Origin of the sequence: Delftia sp. Cs1-4, assembly GCF_000214395.1 — a bacterium.
Lineage (GTDB): Bacteria > Pseudomonadota > Gammaproteobacteria > Burkholderiales > Burkholderiaceae_C > Comamonas > Comamonas acidovorans.
The window spans coordinates 4,760,552-4,784,218 of record NC_015563.1; the positions used below are offsets into that span (position 1 = coordinate 4,760,552).

Consider the following 23,667-nt stretch of genomic DNA (forward strand, 5'->3'; position numbering starts at 1 on the left):
TCGGGCATCCGACTCTTCAAGCCAAGGAACGTCCGCACCATGAACCTGCGCCCCCTATTGCATGACCTTGTCCGCCAACATGGCCTGGACCGCAAGGCCGCCGTGCAGCTGTTTGCACTGGCGGGATTCGAGCAGGAACCGGCTGCGCTCAGAACCCGCCTGTGGCCCGTGGTGGCCTTGCTGGGCGCGGCGCTGGGCGGGCTGGGCATCGTGCTGTGGATTGCCGCCAATTGGGAGAGCATGGGCCGCATGCAGCGCTTTGCCCTGCTGCAGGGCTTCGTGCTCGTGATGTGTCTTGGCGCGGCATGGCGCGCGGCGGCGCGCGTGCCGCTGTCGGTGCTGGCGCTGCTGGGCACGGGTGCTCTGTTCGCCTTTTTCGGGCAGACCTACCAGACGGGAGCGGACCCCTGGCAGCTGTTTGCGCTGTGGGCAGCGCTGACCCTGCCGCTGGCCCTGGCGGCGCGCAGCGATGGCGTCTGGGTGCCCTGGGTGGTGGTTGCCATGACGGGCATTGCGCTGTGGGCGCAGGCCCATACGCCGCAGTTCTGGGAGGTGGAGTCGCGCGACCTGGGCGTGCATGCCGTGGCCCTGGGCGCCGCCCTTGCCGTCACCGCGGTCATGGCACCGGCCCTGCGGCGCTTCACGGGCGCGGGGCTGTGGGCCTTGCGCGGCGCGGGCGCGCTGGCGCTGGCGATGATCACCTCCACCGCCATCAGCGGGCTGTTCCACAGCACGGTGGCGCCGCAGTACCCGCTGGGGCTGGTGCTGCTGGCAGGCGCGGCGGCGCTGGCGGGCCAGCGCAGGCATTTCGATATCTTCCTGCTCAGCGGTGCGGCGCTGGGCCTGAACGTGCTGCTGGTGTGCGGCCTGGTCTACCTGCTGCTGGAAAAACTGGGGGCGGACTTCACGGGCATGCTGCTGCTCGTCGGCCTGGGCGCTGCGTGCCTGCTGGCGGCCACGGTCAGCCTGGTGCTTCGAATGTCACGCAACGCGGAAGGAGGCCTTCAATGAGCCACGAACACGACACCCTGCTGCGCCAGGCCGTGGACCAGGGCATCCTGCCGCCTGCCGCCTTGCAGGACCGCCGCCCTGCCGCCAACGACCGCCATTGGGCGGTGGTGCTGCTCACGGCGCTGGGCGCCTGGCTGGCCCTTCTTCCCTTGCTGATTCTGTTTGCGTTTGCCCTGTCCGACTGGATAGAGCGCGGCGCCGGCACCTATGTGATCGGCGCCATGATGCTGGCCGCAGCCGTGGCCGTGCTGCGCGCCGAGGAGCTGCCCGTCTTCCTGGAGCAACTGGCCCTGCCTGCCATGCTGACCGGCGCCGGCCTGCTGGGCTTTGGCCTGGCGCGCGACCTGTCGGGGCAGGCTGCGGGCGCGATAGGCCTGGCCATTGCGCTGGCCTGCACGGCCGCCATTCCAAGGCCCTGGCTGCGCGTGCTGCTGGGCGCCGCCTGCGCGCTGCTGTTTTGCACCATGCTCTGGCCGGACAACGATCCATCCACCCTGTACGCAGGCCTGCCGACCTGGGTCATCGTGCATGCGGCGCTGCTGCTCTGGATGCTGCTGCTGGCAACCCAGTGGCGCGCGCTGGGGCAGTCTGCGGCACAGACCCGCATGGCGGCGGCGCTGGAGCCCTTTGCCACGGGCTGGCTGCTGGCGGTGCTGGCTGGCCTGGCCTTTCTGTCCGGCAGGAGCTTCATGGTGGCCGGCGTGCTGGGCGGCGGCCTGGCGGGCGAACTGGCGCAGGAAGCCGCCCCGAACATCTCCATGGGCGTTCTGACGCAGGCCGGCTCGGCCGCGCTGGCCCTGGCAGCCGCCTGGTTCGCCCAGCGCGCATGGCCCACGCTGCGGCAGCCGCGCGCCGCCGTGGCTGCCGTGGTGCTGGCCGTGCTGAGTGCCTTCCTGCCCTGGCTGGGCGCCTGCCTGCTGGCGCTGGCGGTGACCGGCACCAGCGGCCGCTGGCGGCAGGCCGCAGCGGCCGCCCTGGCTGCGGCCTGGATCGTGGGCAGCTTCTACTACCAGCTGGCCTGGCCACTGGCCACCAAGGCCATGGTGCTGGCCGGCTGCGGCGCCTTGCTGGGCCTGCTGGCCTGGGCAGGGCCGCGCGCCACAGCCCTGCCAGGCAGCGCGGAGACCGCCGCCGCATCAGGCGCCGCGCCCCTGCAGCGCTGGGCGCCGTGGCTGGTGGTGCTGACGGCGGCCTGCACGCTGGCGGTGGCCAATATCGGCATTGCGCAGAAGGAACGCACCATCGCCCAGGGCCGCAAGGTGTTCGTGGAACTGGCGCCGGTGGACCCGCGCTCCCTGATGCAGGGCGACTACATGCGCCTGAACTTCCGCCTGCCTTCCGAGGACAGGGACGTGGAGAAAGAGAGCCTGCGCAGCGGACGCCTCTACGCCATCGGCAAGCTCGATGAGCAGGGCGTGGTGCAGTGGCTGCGCACCGGCACGGCCAGCGAGCCGCTGGCGCCCGGCGAGCAGCGCTTTGAACTCACCCCGCGCGGCGGCCGGTGGACGCTGGTGACGGATGCCTGGTACTTCCGCGAAGGCGATGGCCAGCGCTGGGAGCAGGCCCGCTACGGCGAGTTCCGCGTGGAGCCCGACGGGCGTGCGCTGCTGGTGGGCATGGCTGACGCGCAACTGCGCCCCATCGTGCCCTGAATGCAACTCACTCGAAACTGTCGCCCTCGGCCAGCGGCGCATGCCGGTAGCTGGCCGGCGTGCGGCTGAGCTTGACGGGCGCGCCCAGGCCCCGGTAGCCGCCCTCCATCTCCACCACCATCTCGCGGTGCAGGGTATGCGGGTGGTTGAGCGCGGCATCCACGCCCAGCACAGGCGCGGCGGGCACGCCGATGGCCATCAGCGCATCGGCCAGGGCGGGGCCGTCGCAGGACTGCAGGGCCTGCTCCAGCAGCGGCTTGAGCGCATCGCGGTGGTGCGAGCGCTGGCCGGCCGTGGCAAAGCGCTCGTCGGCCACCAGTTGCGGGCATCCCAGGTGCTCGCACAGCAGGCGGAACTGGCGGTCGTTGCCCACGGCCAGGAAGACCGGCGTGGTGCCCGTGGCAAAGCTGTCGTAGGGATAGATGTTGGGATGGGCGTTGCCCGAGCGCCCCGGCGTCCTGCCGCTCATGAACCAGTTGCCCGCATGCGGGTGCAGCAGCGAGATGCCGCTGTCGTACAGCGAGACATCGACCAGCTGGCCCAGACCGCTGCGCTGGCGCTCCTGCAGCGCCAGCAGCACGCCGATGACGCCGTTCATGCCCGTGACCATGTCCACCACCGGCAGGCCCACGCGCAGCGGATCGCCGCCGGCCTCGCCGTTGACGCTCATCAGCCCCGTCATGGCCTGGATGGCCGCGTCATAGCCGGGCCAGGCGCCCAGCGGGCCATCGGCGCCGAAGCCGCTGACGCGGCACCAGATGAGGCGCGGAAAGCGCTCGCGCAGTTGCTCCCAGCCTATGCCCCACTTTTCCATGGTGCCGATCTTGAAGTTCTCCACCACCACGTCGGCCTGGTCCATCAACGCCAGCACGGCCTGCTGGCCTTCGGGCTGGGACAGGTCCAGGAACTGCAGCCGCTTGTTGCGGTTCAGGCCCCGGTAGTAGGAGGACACACCGTCCTGGAACGGCGGCCCCCAGGCGCGCGTATCGTCGCCCTGCGGCGGCTCCACCTTGAGCACGTCGGCGCCGTGGTCGCCCAGGATCTGGCCGCACAGCGGGCCACCAAGAATGCGGGAGAGATCGAGGACACGGATGCCCTGGAGTGCGCCCATGCTGTGGGAAGTGGTCATCAATGTGCTTTCCTCAATCCAGTTTGGCGCCGGAGGCATCGACCACGGCCTTCCATTTCGTGACCTCCTGCGCGATGAAGGTCGACAGCCCCGCTGGCGACAGATCCGATGCCGGCTCCAGCCCCTGGTCGGCAAAGGTCTTGCGGATGCGCTCGCTGCTCAGGGCCTTGCGGAAGGCCGCGTTCAGCGTCTCGATGCGGTCGGCCGGCGTGCCGGCCGGTGCCACCACGCCGAAAAACACGCTCACGTCGTAGCCGGGCAGGCCCTGCTCGGCGATGGTGGGAATATCGGGCATGGCCTGGGAGCGCTTTTCCGTGGCCACGCCAATGGCCTTGAACTTGCCGGCCTTGATGTAGGGCATGGCGGTGAGGATGTCGGTGAAGGTCATGTTCACCTGCCCCGCCAGCAGGTCGTTGAGCGCCGGGCCCGTGCCCTTGTAGGGGATGTGCTGCAGCGAGGTGCCGGCCATCTTGTTGAACAGCACGCCCGCCAGGTGCGAGGAGGCGCCGTTGCCCGAGGACGCATAGTCCAGGCTGCCCGGCTTGGCCTTGTCCTGAGCAATCAGCTCCTGCACGGTGGTGGCCTTGGTGGCCGGATTGACCACCAGCACATTGGGCAGGTGGCCCACGCGGATGATGGGCGCGAAGCTGGTCTGCGGGTCGTAGTTGATCTTGCGGTACAGGTGCTTGTTGATGGCCAGCGGCCCCGAGGTGCCGAACATGATGGTGTAGCCGTCGGGCCTGGCGCGGGCCACGAAGTCGGCGCCGATGTTGCCGCCCGCACCGGCCTTGTTCTCCACGATCACGCTCTGGCCCAGCGTCTCGGTCAGCGATATCGCCAGCGTGCGGGCCATGGCGTCCGTGGGCCCGCCGGGCGGGAAGGGAACGACAAAGCTGATGGGCCGCTCGGGAAAGCGCTCGGCCAGTGCGGCGGCCGGCAGAGCGGCGGTGGCGGCGAGCGCACAGGCCCACAGGAATCGGCGTTTCTGGAAGGACGGCTTCTGGTCAGTGCAAGGCATGGTGTTTGTCTCCGGTACTTGTGCGGTCATCCCTGTGGACGGGATGTGTGTTCTGGGTCGGTGCGGTCGATGGGCTCAGCGTGTCCAGCCTTCGGGCAGGTCGCCTGCCGCCAGCGGGTCGCGCGGCAGCACGCGGTGCAGCAGCACCAGCTGGGCCCAGCGCATGCGCTCGGCGCTGCCGGTGCACGAGGCCTCCCAGGCCATGGCCGTGGCCGTGAAGCAGTGGTACAGGCCCGAGGCGGCGGCGCGCGCCAGGCGGTCACCTCCCTCCTCGGCCGCGCGCAGGGCCAGGGCCGCAGCCTTGTCCATGCTGGCCGACAACGCGGCCTTGAAGTCCGTGGCCGCCTCGGTCTGGGCCAGCAGCTGGGCCGCGTGGTCACGCAGCACGGGCAGCGAGCCTTCGCGCTTGATGGCGCGGATCACGTCCAGCGCCACGATGTTGCTGGTGCCTTCCCAGATCGATCCCAGGTGGGAGTCGCGCACCAGGCGCGGATCGCTCCACTCCTCGATGTAGCCGCATCCGCCGCGCACCTCCATGGCGTCGCCCGTGACCTTGCGCGCGTCGCGGCAGGCGCGGAACTTGATCATGGGCGTGAGGATGCGCAGCAGCGCGTAGGCGCCGTCTTCGCCTGCGTCCGAACGCTGCAGCGCCTGGGCCGTCTGCAGCACCATGGTGCGGGCCTGCTCGGAGTAGATGCGCAGCTTGTCGAGCTGGCGCTGCATCAGCGGCATGTCCTGCAGGGCCTTGCCGAAGGCGCGGCGCTCGCGCGCCACGTACTCGGCCTCGGCCACGGCGCGGCGCATCAGCCCGGCCGAGCGCACGCCGTTGGACAGGCGCGAGTTGTTCACCATGTCGGCCATCTGCACGAAACCCCGGCCCTGCTCGCCCACCAGGTAGGCGACGGCGCCGTCGAGCACGATCTCGCCGCTGGCCATGGAGCGCGTGCCCAGCTTGTGCTTGAGGCGCACGATGCGGTAGTGGTTGGCCGAGCCGTCGTCCAGCCGGCGCGGCAGCAGGAACAGCGAGATGCCCTTCATGCCCGCTGGCGCGCCTTCCACGCGCGCCAGCACCATGGCGAAGTCGGCATCGGGGTTGGAGCAGAACCACTTGTCGCCCGACAGGCGCCAGCTGCCGTCGGCGGCCGGGCGGGCCAGCGTCTGGGTGTTGGAGATGTCCGAGCCGGCCGCCTGCTCGGTCATGAACATGGCGCCCTGGGCCTGGTCCTCGAAGCGCAGCTGCGTCATGCGCGGCCAGTACTTCTCGACCAGGGCCGGCTCGCCGTACTTGCGCAGCGTGCGCGCCAGCGAGTCGGTCATGGACAGCGGGCAGCACAGGCCGAACTCGGCCTGCACGAACAGATAGGTCAGCGCGTACTTGGCCAGCGGCGGCAGCTTGCCATCCCAGCCCAGCACGCCCGTGCGGTGCGACATGACGGCCAGGCCGAACTCGCCATAGGCCACGCGCTCCATCTCCACATAGGCCGGATGCTTGACGATGCGCTGCGCATCGCGCCCCGTGCGGTCGCGGTGCTCCAGCTCGGGCGGGTTGCGGTCGGCGGTCAGTGCCCATTCATCGATCTCGCGGCCGGCCAGCGCGCCCATGCGCTCCAGATGGGGCTGCAGGTGCGCGTTCACCTCGGGCGGCAGGTACAGCGCCAGCAGCGGCTGCAACTGCGAATCGGTGGTGTACAGGTTGCTGCCGTGGCGGTCGGGCACGGCCTGGAAAGCCTGGGCGGGGGAAGACTGCATGGCGGCCAGCGCCTGCGGTTCGGGGTTCATGGTCTGTCTCCTGTGCGGGAACCGGGCCCGGGCGCATGGGCTCCGGGTCTTGGGGATGCCCCCATTCTTGGAAACAGTCCTATTCGAGTCAAATATCGATAACGTATTGATCAATAGTCAAACCAGATAGAACGCCATGGAGCTGAGACAACTGAGGTACTTTCTGGTGCTGGCCGAGGAGCTGCACTTCAGCCGCGCAGCCCAGCGCCTGTCCATCTCCCAGCCGCCGCTGAGCGTGGCCATCCGCCAGCTGGAGGAAGAGCTGGGCGCCCAGCTGTTCGAGCGCACCAGCAAGGAGGTGCGGCTCACGGCCGCCGGCAAGCACCTGCGCGTGCAGGCCCAGGACATCATGGAACAGGCCCAGCGCGTGCGCCAGGACATGCGCGCCATCGCCGACGGCGTGCAGGGCCGCATCCGGCTGGGCTTTGTGGGTTCGGCCATCTACCGCGGGCTGCCCGAGGCGCTGGAGAGCTTTCGCGCCCGGCACCCGCTGGTGCGCATCGACATGCTGGAGCTCAACAGCGCAGAGCAGATCGCCTCCCTGCAGCAGGAGCGCCTGGACCTGGGCCTGCTGCACGCCACGCGCCCCGCGCCCGGCCTGCAATCACACACCCTGGTGAGCGAGCCCTTCATGGCCTGCCTGCCCGCAGGCCATGCGCTGGCCGGCCAGCGCACGCTGCAGGTGCGCCAGCTGGCGGGCGAGCGCATGGTGCTGTTCTCGCGCCAGGTCTCGCCCGACTACCACCAGCAGATCTGGCAGATCTGCCAGAGCGAAGGCTTCACGCCCGACCTGCACCACGAGGTGCGGCACTGGCTGTCCGTGCTGTCCATGGTGTCGCTGGGCCAGGGCGTGTCCCTGGTTCCGTCCTGCCTGCAGCGCGTGGGCTTTCCGGGGCTGGCCTTCGTGCCCATCCAGGGCCGGCACCCGCAGTCGCAGATGCAGGCCATGTGGCACCCGGGCCATGTGCAGCCCCTGGTCGAATCGCTGCTGGCCCACCTGCGCGACAGCGTGGGCAGGCTGGGACAGCAGCCATAAACGCCACACCCTTGCTCAGTTCACCATGTCCAAAACTGGCGTGGCCCAAACGCGAGGGACACCGAGCAAGGGCCGCCCCGCCGCCAGGGTGTCGTCCCCCTTCCAGGGGGAAGCCGCATAGCGGCTCAGGGGGTTTCCAACTTCATTCAAGGAGCTGCCTGAGAACGTACGGCAGGATGCCGCCGTGCCGGTAGTAGTCCACCTCGATGGGCGTGTCGATGCGCAGCTTGACCACCACGGTCTGCTTGCTGCCGTCGGCACGCGTGATCACCAGCTGGGCCTCGCTTTGCGGCGCCAGGTCGGCGGCGGGAATCACTTCCACGAACTCCTCGCCCGTCAGGCCCAGGGTCTGCCAGCTGTCCGTGCCCAGGAATTGCAGCGGCAGCACGCCCATGCCAACCAGGTTGGAACGGTGGATGCGCTCGAAGCTGCGCGCCACCACGGCCTTGATGCCCAGCAGCTGCGTGCCCTTGGCGGCCCAGTCGCGGCTCGATCCCGTGCCGTATTCCTCGCCCGCGAAGATCACGGTGGCGCGGCCCTCGGCCTGGTACTTCATGGCCGCGTCGTAGATGGGCATCTTGGTAACCTGGCCCGTGCCGTCCCGGTACAGCGTCAGGCCGCCCTCCTCGCGCGAGCCATCGGCCTGCGCCGGAATCATCAGGTTCTTGATGCGCACGTTGGCAAAGGTGCCGCGCATCATCACCTCATGGTTGCCGCGCCGCGAGCCGTAGCTGTTGAAGTCGGCCTTTTGCACGCCGTGGGCCAGCAGCCACTGGCCTGCGGGCGAGCTTTCCTTGATGGAGCCGGCCGGCGAGATGTGGTCGGTGGTGATGGAGTCGCCGAACAGCGCCATCACGCGCGCGCCGTGCACCACGTAGGGGTTGGAGCCTTCGGCGCCAGCGGCGGGCGCTTCCAGCTCAAGCCGGAAGCCGTCGAAGAACGGCGGCTCGGCAATGTAGGTGCTCTCGGGCCAGGTATAGGTGGCGCCCGTCACGCCGTGGATCTTTTCCCAGAGCTTGCCGGGCTCGGAGCGCACCTTCTCGTAGTTCTCGCGGAAGGCCTTGCCGTTCATGGCGTACTTCATCAGCGCGTGGATCTCTTCGCTGGTCGGCCAGATGTCGCCCAGGTAGATGTCACGGCCGTTCTTGCCCTGGCCCACGGGCTCGGTCATCAGGTCGCGGCGCACCGTGCCGGCAATGGCATAGGCCACGACCAGGGGCGGGCTGGCCAGGAAGTTGGCCTTGATGTTGGGGTGGATGCGCGCCTCGAAGTTGCGGTTGCCCGACAGCACGGCCGCGCAGACCAGGTCGTTGCTGGTGATGGCCTCGTTGAGCTCCGGCGTGAGGTCGCCCGCGTTGCCGATGCAGGTGGTGCAGCCGTAGCCGGCCAGCGCAAAGCCCAGCTTTTCCAGGTAGGGCAGCAGGCCGGCTTCGGTCAAATACTCGGTCACCACGCGCGAGCCCGGCGCCAGAGAGGTCTTGATGTGCGGCTGCACCGTGAGCCCGGCCTTCACCGCCTTCTTGGCCAGCAGGCCGGCGGCCAGCATCACGCTGGGGTTGGAGGTGTTGGTGCAGCTGGTGATGGCGGCAATCAGCACGTCGCCGTTGGCGATGCTCAGGCGCTTGGGCGGCGTGGGGGCATCGACCGGTGCCTCGCTGTGGGCGGCCTCCAGCTTGGGCTTGTTAGCCTCCATCTCGGCCAGCGAGCGCTGCGCGCCGGGCGGATGGGCCGGCGTCTCGGGCGCCACCTCGCCCTCGCCGCCACCGCCTACGCGAAAGCTCCGGCCCAGCCGTTCGATCGGCTGGTTGAACCCGTTGTGCGCCGCAGGGGCGCTGAACAGCTCATCGAACTTGGACGACACATTGCCCAGCTCGATGCGGTCCTGCGGGCGCTTGGGTCCGGCCAGGCTGGGCGCCACCGTGCCCAGGTCCAGGCGCACCACATGCGAGTAGTCGATCTCGCCGGCGGCCGGCACGCCGAACAGTTCCTGCGCGCGGAAATAGCCCTCGAAGGCCTCGATCTCGGCCTTGCTGCGGCCCGTGCCCCTGAAGTAGTCGATGGTTTTTTCATCGACGGGGAAAAAGCCCATGGTGGCGCCGTACTCGGGCGCCATGTTGCCGATGGTGGCGCGGTCGGGCAGCGCCAGGGTGCGCGTGCCTTCGCCGAAGAACTCCACGAACTTGCCCACCACCTTCTCGCGGCGCAGGATCTCTGTCACCGACAGCACCAGGTCGGTGGCCGTCACGCCCTCGCGCAGCTGGCCCGACAGCTCGAAGCCCACCACATCGGGCGTGAGGAAGTACACGGGCTGGCCCAGCATGGCCGCCTCGGCCTCGATGCCGCCCACGCCCCAGCCCACCACGCCGATGCCGTTGATCATGGTCGTGTGGCTGTCCGTGCCCACCAGGGTGTCGGGGTAGTGCACGCCGTCCTTGGTCTTGTGCACGCCGCGCGCCAGGTACTCCAGGTTCACCTGGTGCACGATGCCGAAGCCCGGCGGCACCACGCCGAAGGTGTCGAAGGCCTGCATGCCCCACTTCATGAACTGGTAGCGCTCCTTGTTGCGCTGGAACTCCAGCTTCATGTTCAGGTCCAGCGCCTTCTTGGTGCCGAAGTAGTCCACCATGATGGAGTGGTCCACCACCAGGTCCACGGGCACCAGCGGCTCGATGGACTTGGGCTTCTTGCCCAGCCTGGCGGCCGTGCTGCGCATCGCGGCCAGGTCGGCCAGCAACGGCACACCCGTGAAATCCTGCAGCACCACGCGCGATACCACGAAGGGGATCTCGTCCACGCGCTCGGCCTGGGGCTTCCAGTTCGCCAGCTGCTCCACATGCTCGCGCGTCACCTTGTTGCCATCGCAGTTGCGCAGCACGGACTCCAGCACGATGCGCAACGACACGGGCAATCGCCGGACCTGTGGATATTGCCTTGCCAGTTCAGGCAGGGAGAAGAACTTGCCCTTCTTGCCCCCCGCCGCAGCAAAGGACTTGAGGGTGTTTTCATATTCGTGGCGCATCGTGAGACTCCTGGATGAAACTCTGGGAAGGCACATGCGCGCCGCCTTTTCCGGGCTGCTGGGCATGCACCAAGACTCTGATTTCCATTGTGCCCAGAAGTGCCCGCGGATGCTGTGGTCCATTGGCGATAGTCACACGCGGACAACGCTGTCCGCGCGGCAAAAGCGACAGGCTTTCACAGGGCTGTCATCGAACCGGCCAGCGAAGCCCTGCTGCGCCACAACCCCGCGCACTGCAGATCACCCAGCGCCACGCCGATGGCCGCCTGGCCCAGCACCCATGCCCAGCCTGCGGGCGTAGGCGCCAGCACGCCGCTGTACAGCAACACGCCGCACGCCAGGGCCCAGCCGAAGTTGCCGAACACGGCAATGGCCACCAGCCCCCTGCTGCGCGGCATGCGGCACGCGCCCCAGCCAGCCACGCAGGCCCAGGCCAACAAGAAGCACCCCGTGCCCAGCAGCAGCGCCTGCGGCAACCCCGTGACAACGGCCAGCGGCTGCGCAAAGGCCAGCTGCACCGCGCCGGCAGCGGCGCAGCAGATGGCGTCGGCCCACAGGGTGCGGGGCAGGAAACGGGCATGGGAAAACATCGGCATCAGCACTCCTTGTGGATTGCCGGGCCTGCACCTCGCAAGCCGGCCCCACCGATGCTCCGCCGCCACCGCCCCCGAGTCCATGACCTGCCAGGTCATGCCAGCCCCGCTGGAGCAACTCCAGTCGCTATGCCACAATCCGCACCAGCCCCCTGTCACGGGGCCGGTGCTTGAAAACACCTTTGAAGAATAGCGGAGCGGCCTCCCCGATAGCGAGGCCTTGTCACGTCTGATTTGCTTGGATCGTGGGCGCTTGCCTGCATCCGAACGGTTTGGGACGGGATGGGGCTCACCGCAAGGCTGCCCGCACGACTATTCTCGTGTTTTCAACATCCCGTCCACCATTGCTGTGCTTGAAAACCCGGCCTGGTGGTTCAGTCTCGAATAGGAGCACGGAACCATGTACATCGCATCCCTCTCGATGGCCCGCCTCACCTTTGCAAGGAGAGCCGAGCCATGACAACAAGCCCCCCACCAAGCGCCGAGCATTTCACCCAGGTCGTGACCGAGGTGGACCGCCTGGTGCAGCAAGGCTGTGCCGAAATCTCTGCGCTCTCCCGCATGGCCCTGCTGTGGCTGGAAACGCCCGAGACCAGCAACCGCCTGGACGTGCTCGCCAGCGCCCTGCGCACCATCCGCAACAGCGCCGACATGCTGGCCAGCGAAACCAGCGGCGAAGTCGTCGCCGTGGGCTGCTCCCACTACGTCAAAAGCAGCGCAGCCCCCTGAACCGGGCCGAGCGCAGCAAAGGCCCGAGCCCACTCCCCGTATGTCAGCGCCTGCGTCGGGCCGCCTGCGGGGTTGCAGTCCTGCCGAAGGACAGGACTGCTTCGTCAACTGACTCGCCGTGATTGTTTGAACGTAGCGCGCAGCGCGAAGTGAGTTTCACGGCGAACCCCGCAGGCGGCCCGACGCAGGTTGCCCCGCAGCGCAGCGAAGGGGTCGCGGGCATCCGGGTCGCCTTCTTTGGCCTGACCTTTCTTGGCGAATCAAGAAAGGGCAGTCGGCTGCCGGGCCGACACCCGGCCTCGAAAAACAACGGCCCGGCAGGGTCAAAACAAGCCCGCTGTAGTCATGACATGGCAACACGCGCACCGGCAACCACATCGCGCGTGCGCCTCAACCCAGTCCACTGCAACTCAGCCAACACCACAACCACCAGCGCCTGAGCCAACACCCACGTCACACCCCAGACAGACAACCCCAACCCACCAAACGCCAACAGCGCAACACAGCCCACAGCCCACCCGAAATTCCCCACAACGACCAGCCCGATCAACCGCCGCGGCACAGGCGAGCGCGCCGCCATCCACGCTGCCAGCAGCGCATAGCCCAGCAAAAACCAGCCTGTGGACTGCAGCAGCGCCAGAGGCAACCCCGTCACATCCGACAGCGGCTGCCCCGCCACCAGTTGCAAGGCGCCCGAGGCGGCGCAGGAAGCAGCATCGGCCCACATCACGCGGGGCAGGAAACGGGGGGAAGCGAACATCGACATGGCGAACTCCTTGAGAGCAACAGGCACACACCGTGCATGCCATGGACTGCATGGTCCGCCGCAGGCTGCACAGGGTCGATAACCTCGCAGGTCATGGCCGCCATGCCGGCCCCGCCGCTACGATGCGGACCATGACCTCCACCGCCCATCCACCGTCCGCGCGCTCGCCCTTCGGCGACCATCTGCGCCACTGGCGCCAGCACCGCCGCCTGAGCCAGCAGGGCCTGGCGCTGGAGGCCGAGATCTCCACGCGCCACCTGAGCTATGTGGAAACCGGCCGCGCCCAACCCAGCCGCGAGATGGTGCTGCGCCTGATCGAGCGCCTGGGCGTGCCACTGCGCGAGCGCAACGCGCTGCTGGTGGCCGCAGGCTATGCGCCCATGTACCAGGCCCGGCCGCTGGACCACCCGGACCTGGCCGCCGCGCGCCAGGCCGTGGACCTGGTGCTCAAGGGCCACGAACCCAATCCCGCCCTGGCCGTGGACCGGCACTGGAACCTGGTGGCCGCCAACGCCATCGTGCCGCTGCTGCTGGCCGGCGTGGCGCCCTGGCTGCTGGAGCCGCCCGTCAATGTGCTGCGCCTGAGCCTGCACCCCGAAGGCCTGGGCCCGCGCCTGGCCAATGCAGCCCATTGGCGCGCGCATCTGCTGCACCGCCTGCAGCAGCAGATTGCTGCCACGTCGGATGCGCAGTTGCAGGCGCTGCACGACGAGATTGCCGCCTACCCGTTCAAGGAAGATGGAGCGGACTCGCATGGCGCAGCACCTGCCAGCCACATCGCCGTGCCCTTCGCGCTGGACACCGACCATGGCCGCCTGAACTTCATCAGCACCATCACCATCTTCGGCACACCGGTGGATGTGACGCTGCAGGAGCTGGCCGTGGAGTCGTTCTTTCCGGCGGATGCGCAGACGCAGGAGGTACTGGGGCGGTTGAGGCAGGCTGCGTAAACCGGAAAGTACAGAGCCAGAAAGCAGCAAAGCCCGCCGAAGCGGGCTTTGCTCATGGAGCCGGATCAGGCCGGATTCAGGCGCTCACGCCCCTGGCCACGTCCGCGTACTCTTCGATCTGGTCGAAGTTCATGTAGCGGTAGACGCTGGACTTGTCGGCATCGATCACGCCCATTTCCTTGAGGTATTCCTCCTTGGTGGGCAGCTTGCCCAGGCGCGATGCGATGGCGGCCAGCTCGGCCGAGCCCAGGAACACGTTGGTGTTCTTGCCCAGGCGGTTGGGGAAGTTGCGGGTCGAGGTGGAGATCACCGTCGCGCCTTCGCGGACCTGGGCCTGGTTGCCCATGCACAGCGAGCAGCCCGGCATTTCGGTGCGGGCACCGGCCGTGCCGAAGGCAGCGTAGTGGCCTTCCTTGATCAGCTCGTTCTGGTCCATCTTGGTGGGCGGAGCCACCCACAGCTTGACGGGGATGTCGCGCTGGCCGCCCAGCAGCTTGGCTGCTGCGCGGAAGTGACCGATGTTGGTCATGCACGAACCGATGAAGGCTTCATCGATCTTGGTGCCGGCCACTTCGGACAGGAACTTGGCGTCATCGGGATCGTTGGGGCAGCAGACGATGGGTTCCTTGATGTCGGCCAGGTCGATCTCGAACACGGCAGCGTACTCGGCGTCCTTGTCGGCTTCGAGCAGGTCGGGCTTGGCCAGCCAGGCTTCGACCTTCTCGATGCGGCGCTGCAGCGTCTTGGCGTCGGCGTAGCCGTCGGCGATCATGTTCTTCATCAGAACGATGTTCGAGGTCAGGTACTCCTTGATCGGCTCGGGGTTGAGCTTGATCGTGCAGCCGGCAGCCGAGCGCTCGGCCGAGGCGTCGGACAGCTCGAAGGCCTGTTCCACCTTCAGGTCGGGCAGACCTTCGATTTCCAGGATGCGGCCCGAGAAGATGTTCTTCTTGCCGGCCTTGGCCACGGTCAGCGCGCCTGCCTTGATGGCGTACAGGGGAATGGCATGCACGAGGTCACGCAGGGTGACGCCGGGCTGCATTTCGCCCTTGAAGCGCACGAGCACGGACTCGGGCATGTCCAGGGGCATCACGCCCGTGGCGGCGCCGAAGGCCACCAGGCCGGAACCTGCGGGGAAGGAGATGCCGATGGGGAAGCGCGTGTGCGAGTCGCCGCCCGTGCCCACGGTGTCGGGCAGCAGCAGGCGGTTGAGCCAGGAGTGGATCACGCCGTCACCGGGACGCAGGGCCACGCCGCCGCGGTTGCTGATGAAGGCAGGCAGCTCGCGGTGGGTCTTGACGTCCACGGGCTTGGGGTAGGCGGCCGTGTGGCAGAAGGACTGCATGACCATGTCGGCCGAGAAGCCCAGGCAGGCCAGGTCCTTGAGCTCGTCGCGGGTCATGGGGCCGGTGGTGTCCTGCGAACCCACGGTGGTCATGCGCGGCTCGCAGTAGGTACCGGGGCGCACGCCCTGGCCTTCCGGCAGGCCGACGGCGCGGCCGACCATCTTCTGGGCCAGCGTGAAGCCGGCGTTCGAAGCAGCGGGCGCCTGGGGCAGGCGGAACACGGTGGATGCGGACAGGCCCAGGAATTCGCGGGCCTTGGCGGTCAGCGAGCGGCCGATGATCAGGTTGATGCGGCCGCCGGCGCGCACTTCGTCGAACAGCACGTCGCTCTTGAGCTGGAACTCGGCGACGGTTTCGCCGTTCTTGACCAGCTTGCCGTCATAGGGCAGCACGTCGATGATGTCGCCCATCTCCAGCTTGGTGACATCGACTTCGATGGGCAGCGAGCCCGAATCTTCCTGCGTGTTGAAGAAGATGGGAGCGATCTTGCCGCCCAGGGTCACGCCGCCGAAGCGCTTGTTGGGCACGAAGGGGATGTCCTGGCCCGTGGCCCAGACGATGGAGTTGGTGGCCGACTTGCGCGAGGAGCCAGTGCCGACCACGTCGCCCACGTAGGCGACCAGGTGGCCCTTCTTCTTGAGGTCGTCGATGAACTGCATCGGGCCGCGCTTGCCGTCTTCCTCGGGCTTGAAGGCCGCGTCGGGACGGGTGTTCTTGAGCATGGCCAGGTAGTGCAGCGGGATGTCCGGACGGCTCCAGGCATCGGGCGCGGGCGACAGGTCGTCGGTGTTGGTCTCGCCGGGCACCTTGAAGACGGTGACGGTGATCTTCTTGTCCACTTCGGGGCGCGAGGTGAACCACTCGGCGTCAGCCCAGCTCTTCATGACTTCCTGGGCCTTGGCGTTGCCGGCCTTGGCCTTGGTGGCCACGTCGTTGAAGAAGTCGAACATCAGCAGCGTCTTCTTCAGCGCATCGGCGGCCACGCCGGCGACTTCGGCGTCGTCCAGCAGCTCGATCAGGGGATGCACGTTGTAGCCGCCCACCATGGTGCCCAGCAGCTCGGTGGCCTTGGCCTTGGAGATGAGAGCCACCTGGATGTCACCGTGGGCCACGGCTGCCAGGAAGCTGGCCTTGACCTTGGCGGCATCGTCCACGCCCGGAGGAACGCGGTGCGTGAGCAGGTCGAGCAGGAAGGCGTCCTCGCCAGCGGGCGGGTTCTTGATCAGCTCGATCAGTTCGGCAACCTGCTTGGCTTCCAGCGGCAGCGGGGGGATACCGAGCGCGGCGCGTTCGGCCACGTGGTCACGGTAGGCTTTCAACATGATTCTCTCTCCATGGTTTTCTAAAGTGGGGCTGCTTGCGGGACGCTCAGGTCCGGGCCTGGATTACTGGCCGGCGGGCTTGGGCGCTTCCAGCAGGCTGGGAGGCGGGTTCTTCTTGATGGCCTCGGCCACCTGAAGCTGATCGGGGCTCATGCATTCGTCGGCCAGGCGCTGGCCGACCTTCTGGTTCATGAGCATCGATTTGTTGGCGATCTGCAGCCAGACGGCGCCGGCATGCTTGTCTTCCAGACGCACGGTGCCGGTCGAGGTCTTCACGGGCGACATGTGGTACTTGAAGCCCTTGCCGTCGATGTTGAAGTAACCCGGGTTGGCCTGGTCGGCCGTCACATTGACGAAGGCGCCCAGCTCGCAGGGGATGCGGCCGGTGTGCACGCGCTCGGAAATGGCCAGGTCTTCGGCGGACAGCGGCTGTTGGGCTGCAGTTGCGACGGCGGCCGCACCGCCGACGGCGGCAGCGCCGGCAGCGGCCTTGGCCGTGGTGGCCTTCTTGGCGGGGGCCTTCTTGGCCGCAGGCTTGGCAGCGGCCTTGGCCGGTGCCTTCTTTGCGGTGGCGGGCTCGGCGGCGCTGGCACCCAGGCCCATGGCCAGCAAGGGGGCTGCGATCAGGATGGAGGCGATAGCTGTCTTCATACGTTGGGCTCCTGCAAATTCCCGGTGTGGGCTAAGCAAGTGATTCTGATGCAAACCAGGGCTGCACCTGTGGGGGCAGCGCCTGGCCGGTCTGGTGGGCACGTGTGAGCAACTGCCAGAAATAGCGGTAGCTCGCCCGGTCATGTAATACACCATCCACGCTGACGGGCGCCCAATCGGCGGCCTCGGCGGCGGTAAGTATTTGTGCGGCCTGCGCCACTTCGTCGGCCTGGGGCGCGAAGGCGGCGAGGATGGGGCGGATCTGGTCCGGGTGGATGCTCCACATGCGGGTATAGCCGAGCCGCCGTGACGCCTGTGTGGCAGCGGCCTGCAGCGCCTGTGGATTTCTGAATTCGGTGACCACGCAGTGCGATGGCACCTTGCCGTGGGCATGGCAGGCGGCTGCGATCTCCAGCTTGGCACGCACGACCAGCGGATGGTCGAACTGGCCGGCCGAGCCCATGGCCGAGGCAGGAATCGCGCCGCCATGGGCCGAGACGAAGTCCATCAGGCCGAAGGAAATGCTCTGCACGCGCGGGTGCGCGGCAATGTCAAAGGCACGGTGCACGGCGGCGGGCGACTCGATGAGCACATGCAGCGGCAATTCGCGGCAGCCCAGTCGGCCCAGATGCCGCTCGGCCAGCAGCACGTCGTCCACGCTTTCCACCTTGGGCAGCATGAGATGGCACAGGCGGTCGCCGGCCTCGCCGACGATGATGTCCAGGTCCTGCGCGAAACTGGCATGGTCCACGGCATGCACGCGCGCAGCCACGCGGGCACCGGGCGCGGCATCGCGCGCCAGCGAGGCCACCAGGCGCGCATGGGCCGCCTCCTGGCCCACGGGGGCACCATCTTCGCAGTCCAGCGTGACGTCGAAGACGCAGGTGCCGAACTCGGCCATCATCTCGGCCTGCAGCTGCAGGCTCTTGCGCATGCGCACTTCCACGCCGCTGTAGTGGTCACAGACGGGCAGGTGCAGGGCACCGCCCTGCGCATCGAGCAGCACCTGGGCCGGGTGTGCGCGAGAGGGTGTGGACGTGGCGGCGGTCATGGCTTGCGCTGGGCGACGATGAACAGGCGGGGGAAGGCCAGCAGGCGCCGGCCGTCGGCGCGCACGCCGTAGGCGGCGTCCACGCGGTTTTCGTATTCGGTGAGGAAGTCGGCCTGCAGGGCTTCGGGCAGGCCCTCGACGAAGGGCTTGAGGCCGGTGCCGCGCAGCCACTGGACGATGGCGCCGGCCGAGTCCATCGGATGCTGGTAGACGGTGTGCCAGACATCGACGGCGCCGGCCTCGACGCCGGCCTGCTCCTGCGGGCCGGCCAGCAGGTCGTAGTAGCTGCGGATGGGCAGGATGTCGGCCCGCACCTTGGCGGCATCGCCGATGTAGGCGGCAAACTTGGGCAGGCTGGCGATCTCGCGCATCACGCGGTGCGTGGCTTCCTGCCGGTTGTCGGGCATCTGTATCGCCAGCACGCCCCCTGGCGCCAGTTGGGCGAACAGGCGGGGTATCAGCGTTTCATGCTCCCCCACCCACTGGAGGGAGGCATTGGCATAAATCAGGTCGGGAGCACTCTCGCCGGGGGCGGGCGTCCAGGAAGCAATGTCGGCCAGCGCGAAGCGGGCCTCAGGCAGATGCTGGCGCGCGGTGGCCAGCATCGCCTGGGAGTTGTCTATGCCGGTGATCGTGGCACCGGCATAGCGCTGTGCAAGCAGTTCGGTGGAATTGCCCGGCCCGCATCCCAGGTCCACCACATGGCGGGCCTGGGCCAAGGGCACACGCGCCAGCAGCTCGGCTGCGGGGCGCGTACGCTCATTGGCGAAACGCAGGTAAAGCGCGGGATTCCAGTCGAGCATGGCTTGCCGGCGGCTTACAGCAGGTGCTTGACGCCGTCCTGTTCGCCTTGCAGCTCGGCCAGGGTCTTGTCGATGCACTCTTGCGAGAAGGCGTCGATTTCCAGGCCTTCGACGATCTTGTATTCGCCGTTCTCGGTGGTGACCGGGAAGCCGAAGACGATGCCGGCGGGGATGCCGTATTCGCCGTTGGAGGGCACGCCCATGGTGACCCATTCGCCGCCCGATCCCAGGGCCCAGTCGCGCATGTGGTCGATGGCAGCGTTGGCAGCCGAGGCAGCCGAGGACAGGCCACGAGCGGCAATGATGGCGGCGCCACGCTTGCCGACGGTGGGCAGGAACACGTCCTTGTTCCAGGCCTGGTCGTTGATCTTGGCCTTGACGCTTTCACCGTTGACGGTGGCGAAGCGGTAGTCGGCGTACATCGTGGGCGAGTGGTTGCCCCAGACGGTCAGCTTGCGGATGTCGCCCACCTTGAAGCCGGCCTTGGCAGCCAGCTGCGATGCAGCGCGGTTGTGGTCCAGGCGCAGCATGGCGGTGAAGTTCTTGGCCGGCAGGTCCGGAGCCGACTTCATGGCGATGTAGGCGTTGGTGTTGGCGGGGTTGCCGACGACCAGCACCTTCACGTTGCGCGAGGCAGCGGCGTTCAGCGCCTTGCCCTGGGCCGTGAAGATCTGTGCGTTGGCAGCCAGCAGGTCGGCACGTTCCATGCCGGGGCCGCGGGGACGCGCGCCGACCAGCAGGGCGTAGTCGGTGTCCTTGAAGGCTTGCAGGGGGTCGGAGTGGGCTTCGATGCCGGCCAGCAGGGGGAAGGCGCAGTCTTCGAGTTCCATGATCACGCCCTTGAGCGCGTTCTGGGCCTTCTCGTCGGGAATCTCCAGCAGTTGCAGAATGACGGGCTGGTCCTTACCCAGCATTTCGCCGGAGGCGATGCGGAACAGCAGGGCGTAACCAATTTGACCGGCGGCACCGGTGACGGCGACACGAACGGGCTTCTTGCTCATGATGAAACTCCAGGGATGGGGAAAAAATCAGGTGTTATCGGCGCCAGGTCGCACCAGCGTCAGAAACCAGCAGCCCGTGCTCCGCAAACAACGCGAAAGTGTACTCCCGATTTCGAAGCCCGGTCAATTTGTCTTATGTCTTATATAAGATATGATCGACGTCTGTTTCCAAGTCTTTCATCTGCGTCGCCGGGAGCCTCCCCACCCCGAACTTTTCCATGCCAGTCCTGCCTCCCCTCGCCTCAGACAACGCCGCTCCCACCATCGGCGCGGGCGCATCGACCCCGGCCTTCAGCCCTTTGTATCAGCAGATCAAGGGACTGATACTGCAGAGCCTTGAAGCAGGCGAATGGCGGCCCGGCGAACTGATTCCCAGCGAAATGGAACTGGCCGCGCGCTTTCGCGTGAGCCAGGGCACGGTGCGCAAGGCCATCGACGAGCTGGCCGCGGAGAACCTGGTGATGCGCCGCCAGGGCAAGGGCACCTTCGTGGCCACCCACGCGGCCCAGCATGTGCAGTACCGCTTCCTCAAGCTGCAGCCCGACGGCGGCGACCAGCAGGGCGAGGGCCGTGCCGAGCGCCGCATCATCGACTGCCGGCGCCTGCGCGCATCGGCGGACGTGGCGCGCGGCCTGGCGCTGCGCAGCGGCGACGCCGTGATGCATGTGCGCCGCGTGCTGTCGTTCTCCGCAATCCCGACCATTTTGGAAGACATCTGGCTGCCGGGCCACGCCTTCAAGGGCCTGACGGCCGAGCAGATGTCCGCCTACCAGGGCCCCACCTACGCCATGTTCGAGCTGGACTACGGCGTGCGCATGGTGCGGGCCGACGAAAAGATCCGCGCCGTCCTGCCCGAGGCCGAACAGGCCCTGCTGCTGGATGTCCCCAGCACCACGCCCCTGCTGAGCGTGGAGCGCACCGCTTACACATACAACGATGTTCCCATGGAGTTACGCCGTGGCCTGTACCGCACCGACACCCATCACTACCGCAACGCGCTGAGCTGAACGATCCGTTCCCCAGAGAAGCGGGCGAAAATACGCAATTCCCAGCAAAGCTGTTTTTATTGCATTGCAATAGAATTTTGCATCGCCGCCCCTGAGCGATTACGAAGCAGTTACATCCACGAAAGTACCCTGCCATGACTGAGCAAGCCAAAAAGCGGCCAGAGTTCCGCAACATCAACTTCTTCAAGGACCTCCCCACCTACCGGTTGCCGCCGGCCGGCATCGTGTCCATCCTGCACCGCATCAGCGGCCTGCTGATGTTCATCCTGCTGCCTTTCATCCTGTGGATGATGGACATGTCGCTGACTTCGGAGATCTCCTTCGACGGCTTCACCTCGGTTTTCGCGGGTCCCTTCGGATGGTTCCTCAAGCTCGTGTGCCTGGCATTGATCTGGGCCTACCTGCACCACTTTTGCGCCGGCGTCCGCCACCTGTTCATGGATGTGAACCACCACGCCGTCAACAAGCAGTTCGGCAAGTCCTCGGCCCTGGTGGTGCTGGTCCTGAGCGTTGGCCTGACCCTGATCCTGGGTGCCAAGCTGTTCGGCCTGTACTGATTCACGATCTCTCCCTCACGATAAGGAAAAAGAACCATGTCCGTGAATTACGGCTCCAAGCGCACCGTGGTCGGTGCGCACTACGGCATCCGCGACTGGATGGTGCAGCGCGTCACCGGCGTGCTGATGGCACTGTTCACCATCGTGCTGCTGGCCAAGCTGATCTTCAGCACCGGCTCCGTCGGCTATGACCTGTGGGCCGGCATCTTTGCCCCGCAGTGGATGAAGTTCCTGACCTTCGCCGTGATCGTCTCGCTGGCCTGGCACGTCTGGGTCGGCGTGCGCGACATCTGGATGGACTACGTCAAGCCCGTGGGCCTGCGCCTGGTGCTGAACGTTTTCACCCTGGTCTGGCTGGTCGGCTGCGCCGGCTGGGGCATCCAGATCCTGTGGCGTATCTGATAGAGACGCGGTCTCCACGATTGAAGGTTAAGAATGAGCTACTCCAAAGCAAACATCACCAAGCGCAAGTTTGACGTCGTCATCGTCGGCGCTGGCGGCTCCGGCCTGCGTGCCGCGCTGGAACTGTCGCGCGCAGGCCTGTCCGTGGCCTCGCTGTCCAAGGTCTTCCCCACGCGCTCGCACACCGTGGCTGCGCAGGGCGGCGTGTCCGCTTCGCTGGGCAACATGAGCGAAGACAACTGGCACTACCACTTCTACGACACCATCAAGGGCTCCGACTGGCTCGGCGACCAGGATGCGATCGAGTTCATGTGCCGCGAAGCGCCCAACGTCGTGATCGAGCTGGAACACTTCGGCATGCCGTTCGACCGCAACCCCGACGGCACCATCTACCAGCGTCCCTTCGGCGGCCACACGGCCAACTACGGTGAAAAGCCCGTGCAGCGCGCCTGCGCCGCGGCCGACCGTACCGGCCACGCCATGCTGCACACGCTGTACCAGCAGAACGTCAAGTCCAAGACCAACTTCTTCGTGGAGTGGATGGCGCTGGACCTGATCCGCAACACCCAGGGCGACGTGGTCGGCGTGACCGCCATCGAACTGGAAACCGGCGACCTGTACGAGCTGCACGCCAAGGCCGTGCTGCTGGCCACGGGTGGCGCAGGCCGCATCTTCCAGGCATCGACCAATGCCTTCATCAACACCGGCGACGGCCTGGGCATGGCTGCACGCGCAGGCATCCCGCTGCAGGACATGGAGTTCTGGCAGTTCCACCCCACCGGCGTGGCCGGCGCGGGCGTGCTGCTGACCGAAGGCTGCCGTGGCGAAGGCGCCATCCTGCTCAACAGCGAAGGCGAACGCTTCATGGAGCGCTACGCTCCCACGCTGAAGGATCTGGCACCGCGTGACTTCGTGTCCCGCTCCATGGACCAGGAAATCAAGGAAGGCCGTGGCTGTGGTCCCAACAAGGACTACATCCTGATGAAGCTGGACCACCTGGGTGCAGACACCATCCGCAAGCGCCTGCCTTCGGTGGAGGAGATCGGCCACAACTTCGCCAACGTGGACATCACCAAGGAACCGATTCCCGTGGTGCCCACCATCCACTACCAGATGGGCGGCATTCCCACCAACATCAACGGCCAGGTCGTGGTGTGGGACGGCCAGCAGAACAACGTGGTCAATGGCCTCTATGCCGTGGGCGAATGCTCGTGCGTGTCGGTGCACGGCGCCAACCGCCTGGGCACGAACTCGCTGCTGGACCTGCTGGTCTTCGGCAAGTCGGCCGGCAAGCACATCGTGCAGTTCGTCAACGGCTTCGGCGACCACAAGGCCGTGCCGGCCGATGGCTCCGAGCGCACGCTCACGCGCCTGAACCAGCTCGACGACTCCAAGGAAGGCACCTACGCCCAGGACCTGGCTGGCGACATCCGCGCCACCATGCAGCAGCATGCCGGCGTGTTCCGCACGCAAAAGAGCATGGACGAAGGCGAAGTCAAGATCAACGCCATCCGCGAACGCGTGGGCTCCGTGACCCTCAAGGACAAGTCCAAGGTCTGGAACACCGCCCGCATGGAAGCGCTGGAGGTGGACAACCTGATCGAAGTGGCCCAGGCCACCATGATCTCGGCCGCTGCCCGCCACGAGTGCCGCGGCGCCCACACCGTGTACGACTACGAGCATCCTGCCGACCACGCCGAGTTCCCGCTGGGCCGCAATGACAAGGAATGGCTCAAGCACACCCTGTGGTACAGCGCCACCAACAGCCTGGACTACAAGCCCGTGAACCTGAAGCCCCTCACGGTGGACAGCGTGCCGCCCAAGGTCCGCACGTTCTAATCCAGC

20 protein-coding genes are annotated in these 23,667 nt (G+C 67.2%); 9 read left to right on the forward strand and 11 right to left on the reverse strand.

Translation table 11 applies throughout. The annotated features are described in order from the left end of the window. Nucleotides 1-39: 39 nt before the first annotated feature. Both DELCS14_RS20855 and DELCS14_RS20860 read left to right on the forward strand, forming a co-directional pair. The gene (locus tag DELCS14_RS20855) at nt 40-1,011 is read left to right on the forward strand and encodes a DUF2157 domain-containing protein (protein WP_013803422.1); all 972 of its coding nucleotides are present in this window, start codon (nt 40-42) and stop codon (nt 1,009-1,011) included. Then, nucleotides 1,008-2,663: a GDYXXLXY domain-containing protein gene (locus tag DELCS14_RS20860; protein WP_013803423.1), complete on the forward strand. Its 1,656-nt coding sequence runs from the start codon at nt 1,008-1,010 to the stop codon at nt 2,661-2,663. Before DELCS14_RS20855 ends, DELCS14_RS20860 begins: the two co-directional genes overlap by 4 nt. A gap of 7 nt (nt 2,664-2,670) precedes the next feature. Here DELCS14_RS20860 and DELCS14_RS20865 read toward each other — a convergent pair whose 3' ends face one another. The 3 genes from DELCS14_RS20865 to DELCS14_RS20875 all read right to left on the reverse strand — a co-directional run bounded on the left by DELCS14_RS20865 (nt 2,671) and on the right by DELCS14_RS20875 (nt 6,589). After that, complete coding sequence (locus DELCS14_RS20865) at nt 2,671-3,792, reverse strand: CoA transferase (RefSeq protein WP_013803424.1); 1,122 nt, start codon at nt 3,790-3,792, stop codon at nt 2,671-2,673. A 13-nt stretch (nt 3,793-3,805) separates the two neighbouring features. Further along, nucleotides 3,806-4,810 carry a tripartite tricarboxylate transporter substrate binding protein gene (locus DELCS14_RS20870; RefSeq protein ID WP_012204364.1) on the reverse strand — a complete coding sequence of 335 codons (1,005 nt, stop codon included), beginning with the start codon at nt 4,808-4,810 and terminating at the stop codon, nt 3,806-3,808. A gap of 75 nt (nt 4,811-4,885) precedes the next feature. After that, on the reverse strand, nt 4,886-6,589 hold the full coding sequence (locus tag DELCS14_RS20875) for an acyl-CoA dehydrogenase family protein (RefSeq protein WP_013803425.1): 1,704 nt from the start codon (nt 6,587-6,589) through the stop codon (nt 4,886-4,888). Between the two features lie 136 nt (nt 6,590-6,725). On the opposite strand from DELCS14_RS20875, the gene DELCS14_RS20880 reads away from it, so the two are divergent. Next, complete coding sequence (locus DELCS14_RS20880) at nt 6,726-7,625, forward strand: LysR family transcriptional regulator (protein WP_013803426.1); 900 nt, start codon at nt 6,726-6,728, stop codon at nt 7,623-7,625. Nucleotides 7,626-7,767: 142 nt separating this feature from the next. On the opposite strand, the gene DELCS14_RS20885 is transcribed toward DELCS14_RS20880, so the two are convergent. Then, on the reverse strand, nt 7,768-10,644 hold the full coding sequence (locus DELCS14_RS20885; protein WP_013803427.1) for an aconitate hydratase: 2,877 nt from the start codon (nt 10,642-10,644) through the stop codon (nt 7,768-7,770). Nucleotides 10,645-10,820: 176 nt separating this feature from the next. Then, a complete protein-coding gene (locus DELCS14_RS20890; RefSeq protein WP_013803428.1) occupies nt 10,821-11,240 on the reverse strand; it encodes a hypothetical protein in 420 nt (139 codons plus the stop codon). A 453-nt stretch (nt 11,241-11,693) separates the two neighbouring features. On the opposite strand from DELCS14_RS20890, the gene DELCS14_RS20895 reads away from it, so the two are divergent. After that, entirely contained in the window at nt 11,694-11,966 is a 273-nt protein-coding gene (locus DELCS14_RS20895; protein WP_013803429.1) for a hypothetical protein, read from the forward strand. A gap of 343 nt (nt 11,967-12,309) precedes the next feature. Here the strand turns inward: DELCS14_RS20895 and DELCS14_RS20900 are convergent, their stop codons facing one another. Next, nucleotides 12,310-12,732, reverse strand: coding sequence for a hypothetical protein (locus DELCS14_RS20900; RefSeq protein WP_013803430.1), 423 nt, complete (start codon nt 12,730-12,732; stop codon nt 12,310-12,312). A gap of 131 nt (nt 12,733-12,863) precedes the next feature. Between DELCS14_RS20900 and DELCS14_RS20905 the strand changes: the two genes are divergently transcribed. Further along, nucleotides 12,864-13,682: a helix-turn-helix transcriptional regulator gene (locus tag DELCS14_RS20905; RefSeq protein WP_013803431.1), complete on the forward strand. Its 819-nt coding sequence runs from the start codon at nt 12,864-12,866 to the stop codon at nt 13,680-13,682. Between the two features lie 76 nt (nt 13,683-13,758). On the opposite strand, the gene acnB is transcribed toward DELCS14_RS20905, so the two are convergent. From acnB to DELCS14_RS20930, 5 genes are all read right to left on the reverse strand, one after another. Beyond that, nucleotides 13,759-16,350 (reverse strand): bifunctional aconitate hydratase 2/2-methylisocitrate dehydratase, encoded by a 2,592-nt coding sequence (gene acnB, locus DELCS14_RS20910; protein WP_013803432.1) that lies wholly within the window; start codon nt 16,348-16,350, stop codon nt 13,759-13,761. Between the two features lie 63 nt (nt 16,351-16,413). Continuing rightward, a complete protein-coding gene (locus tag DELCS14_RS20915; protein WP_013803433.1) occupies nt 16,414-17,001 on the reverse strand; it encodes a hypothetical protein in 588 nt (195 codons plus the stop codon). A gap of 31 nt (nt 17,002-17,032) precedes the next feature. Further along, the gene (locus tag DELCS14_RS20920; RefSeq protein WP_012204351.1) at nt 17,033-18,052 is read right to left on the reverse strand and encodes an aldolase/citrate lyase family protein; all 1,020 of its coding nucleotides are present in this window, start codon (nt 18,050-18,052) and stop codon (nt 17,033-17,035) included. Then, nucleotides 18,049-18,855 (reverse strand): trans-aconitate 2-methyltransferase, encoded by an 807-nt coding sequence (tam, locus tag DELCS14_RS20925; RefSeq protein ID WP_013803434.1) that lies wholly within the window; start codon nt 18,853-18,855, stop codon nt 18,049-18,051. The genes DELCS14_RS20920 and tam overlap by 4 nt, the downstream gene beginning before the upstream one ends. A gap of 14 nt (nt 18,856-18,869) precedes the next feature. Next, complete coding sequence (locus DELCS14_RS20930; protein WP_013803435.1) at nt 18,870-19,856, reverse strand: malate dehydrogenase; 987 nt, start codon at nt 19,854-19,856, stop codon at nt 18,870-18,872. A 218-nt stretch (nt 19,857-20,074) separates the two neighbouring features. Here DELCS14_RS20930 and DELCS14_RS20935 point away from each other — a divergent pair, with 218 nt between their 5' ends. The 4 genes from DELCS14_RS20935 (at nt 20,075) to sdhA (ending at nt 23,661) form a co-directional block, all read left to right on the forward strand. Continuing rightward, complete coding sequence (locus DELCS14_RS20935; RefSeq protein WP_012204348.1) at nt 20,075-20,863, forward strand: GntR family transcriptional regulator; 789 nt, start codon at nt 20,075-20,077, stop codon at nt 20,861-20,863. Nucleotides 20,864-20,997: 134 nt separating this feature from the next. Continuing rightward, nucleotides 20,998-21,420, forward strand: a complete 423-nt coding sequence (gene sdhC / locus DELCS14_RS20940) for a succinate dehydrogenase, cytochrome b556 subunit (protein WP_012204347.1) — start codon at nt 20,998-21,000, stop codon at nt 21,418-21,420. A gap of 36 nt (nt 21,421-21,456) precedes the next feature. Continuing rightward, the gene (gene sdhD / locus DELCS14_RS20945) at nt 21,457-21,822 is read left to right on the forward strand and encodes a succinate dehydrogenase, hydrophobic membrane anchor protein (RefSeq protein ID WP_012204346.1); all 366 of its coding nucleotides are present in this window, start codon (nt 21,457-21,459) and stop codon (nt 21,820-21,822) included. A gap of 33 nt (nt 21,823-21,855) precedes the next feature. Further along, a complete protein-coding gene (gene sdhA, locus DELCS14_RS20950) occupies nt 21,856-23,661 on the forward strand; it encodes a succinate dehydrogenase flavoprotein subunit (RefSeq protein WP_012204345.1) in 1,806 nt (601 codons plus the stop codon). The last annotated feature ends 6 nt before the right edge of the window (nt 23,662-23,667 follow it).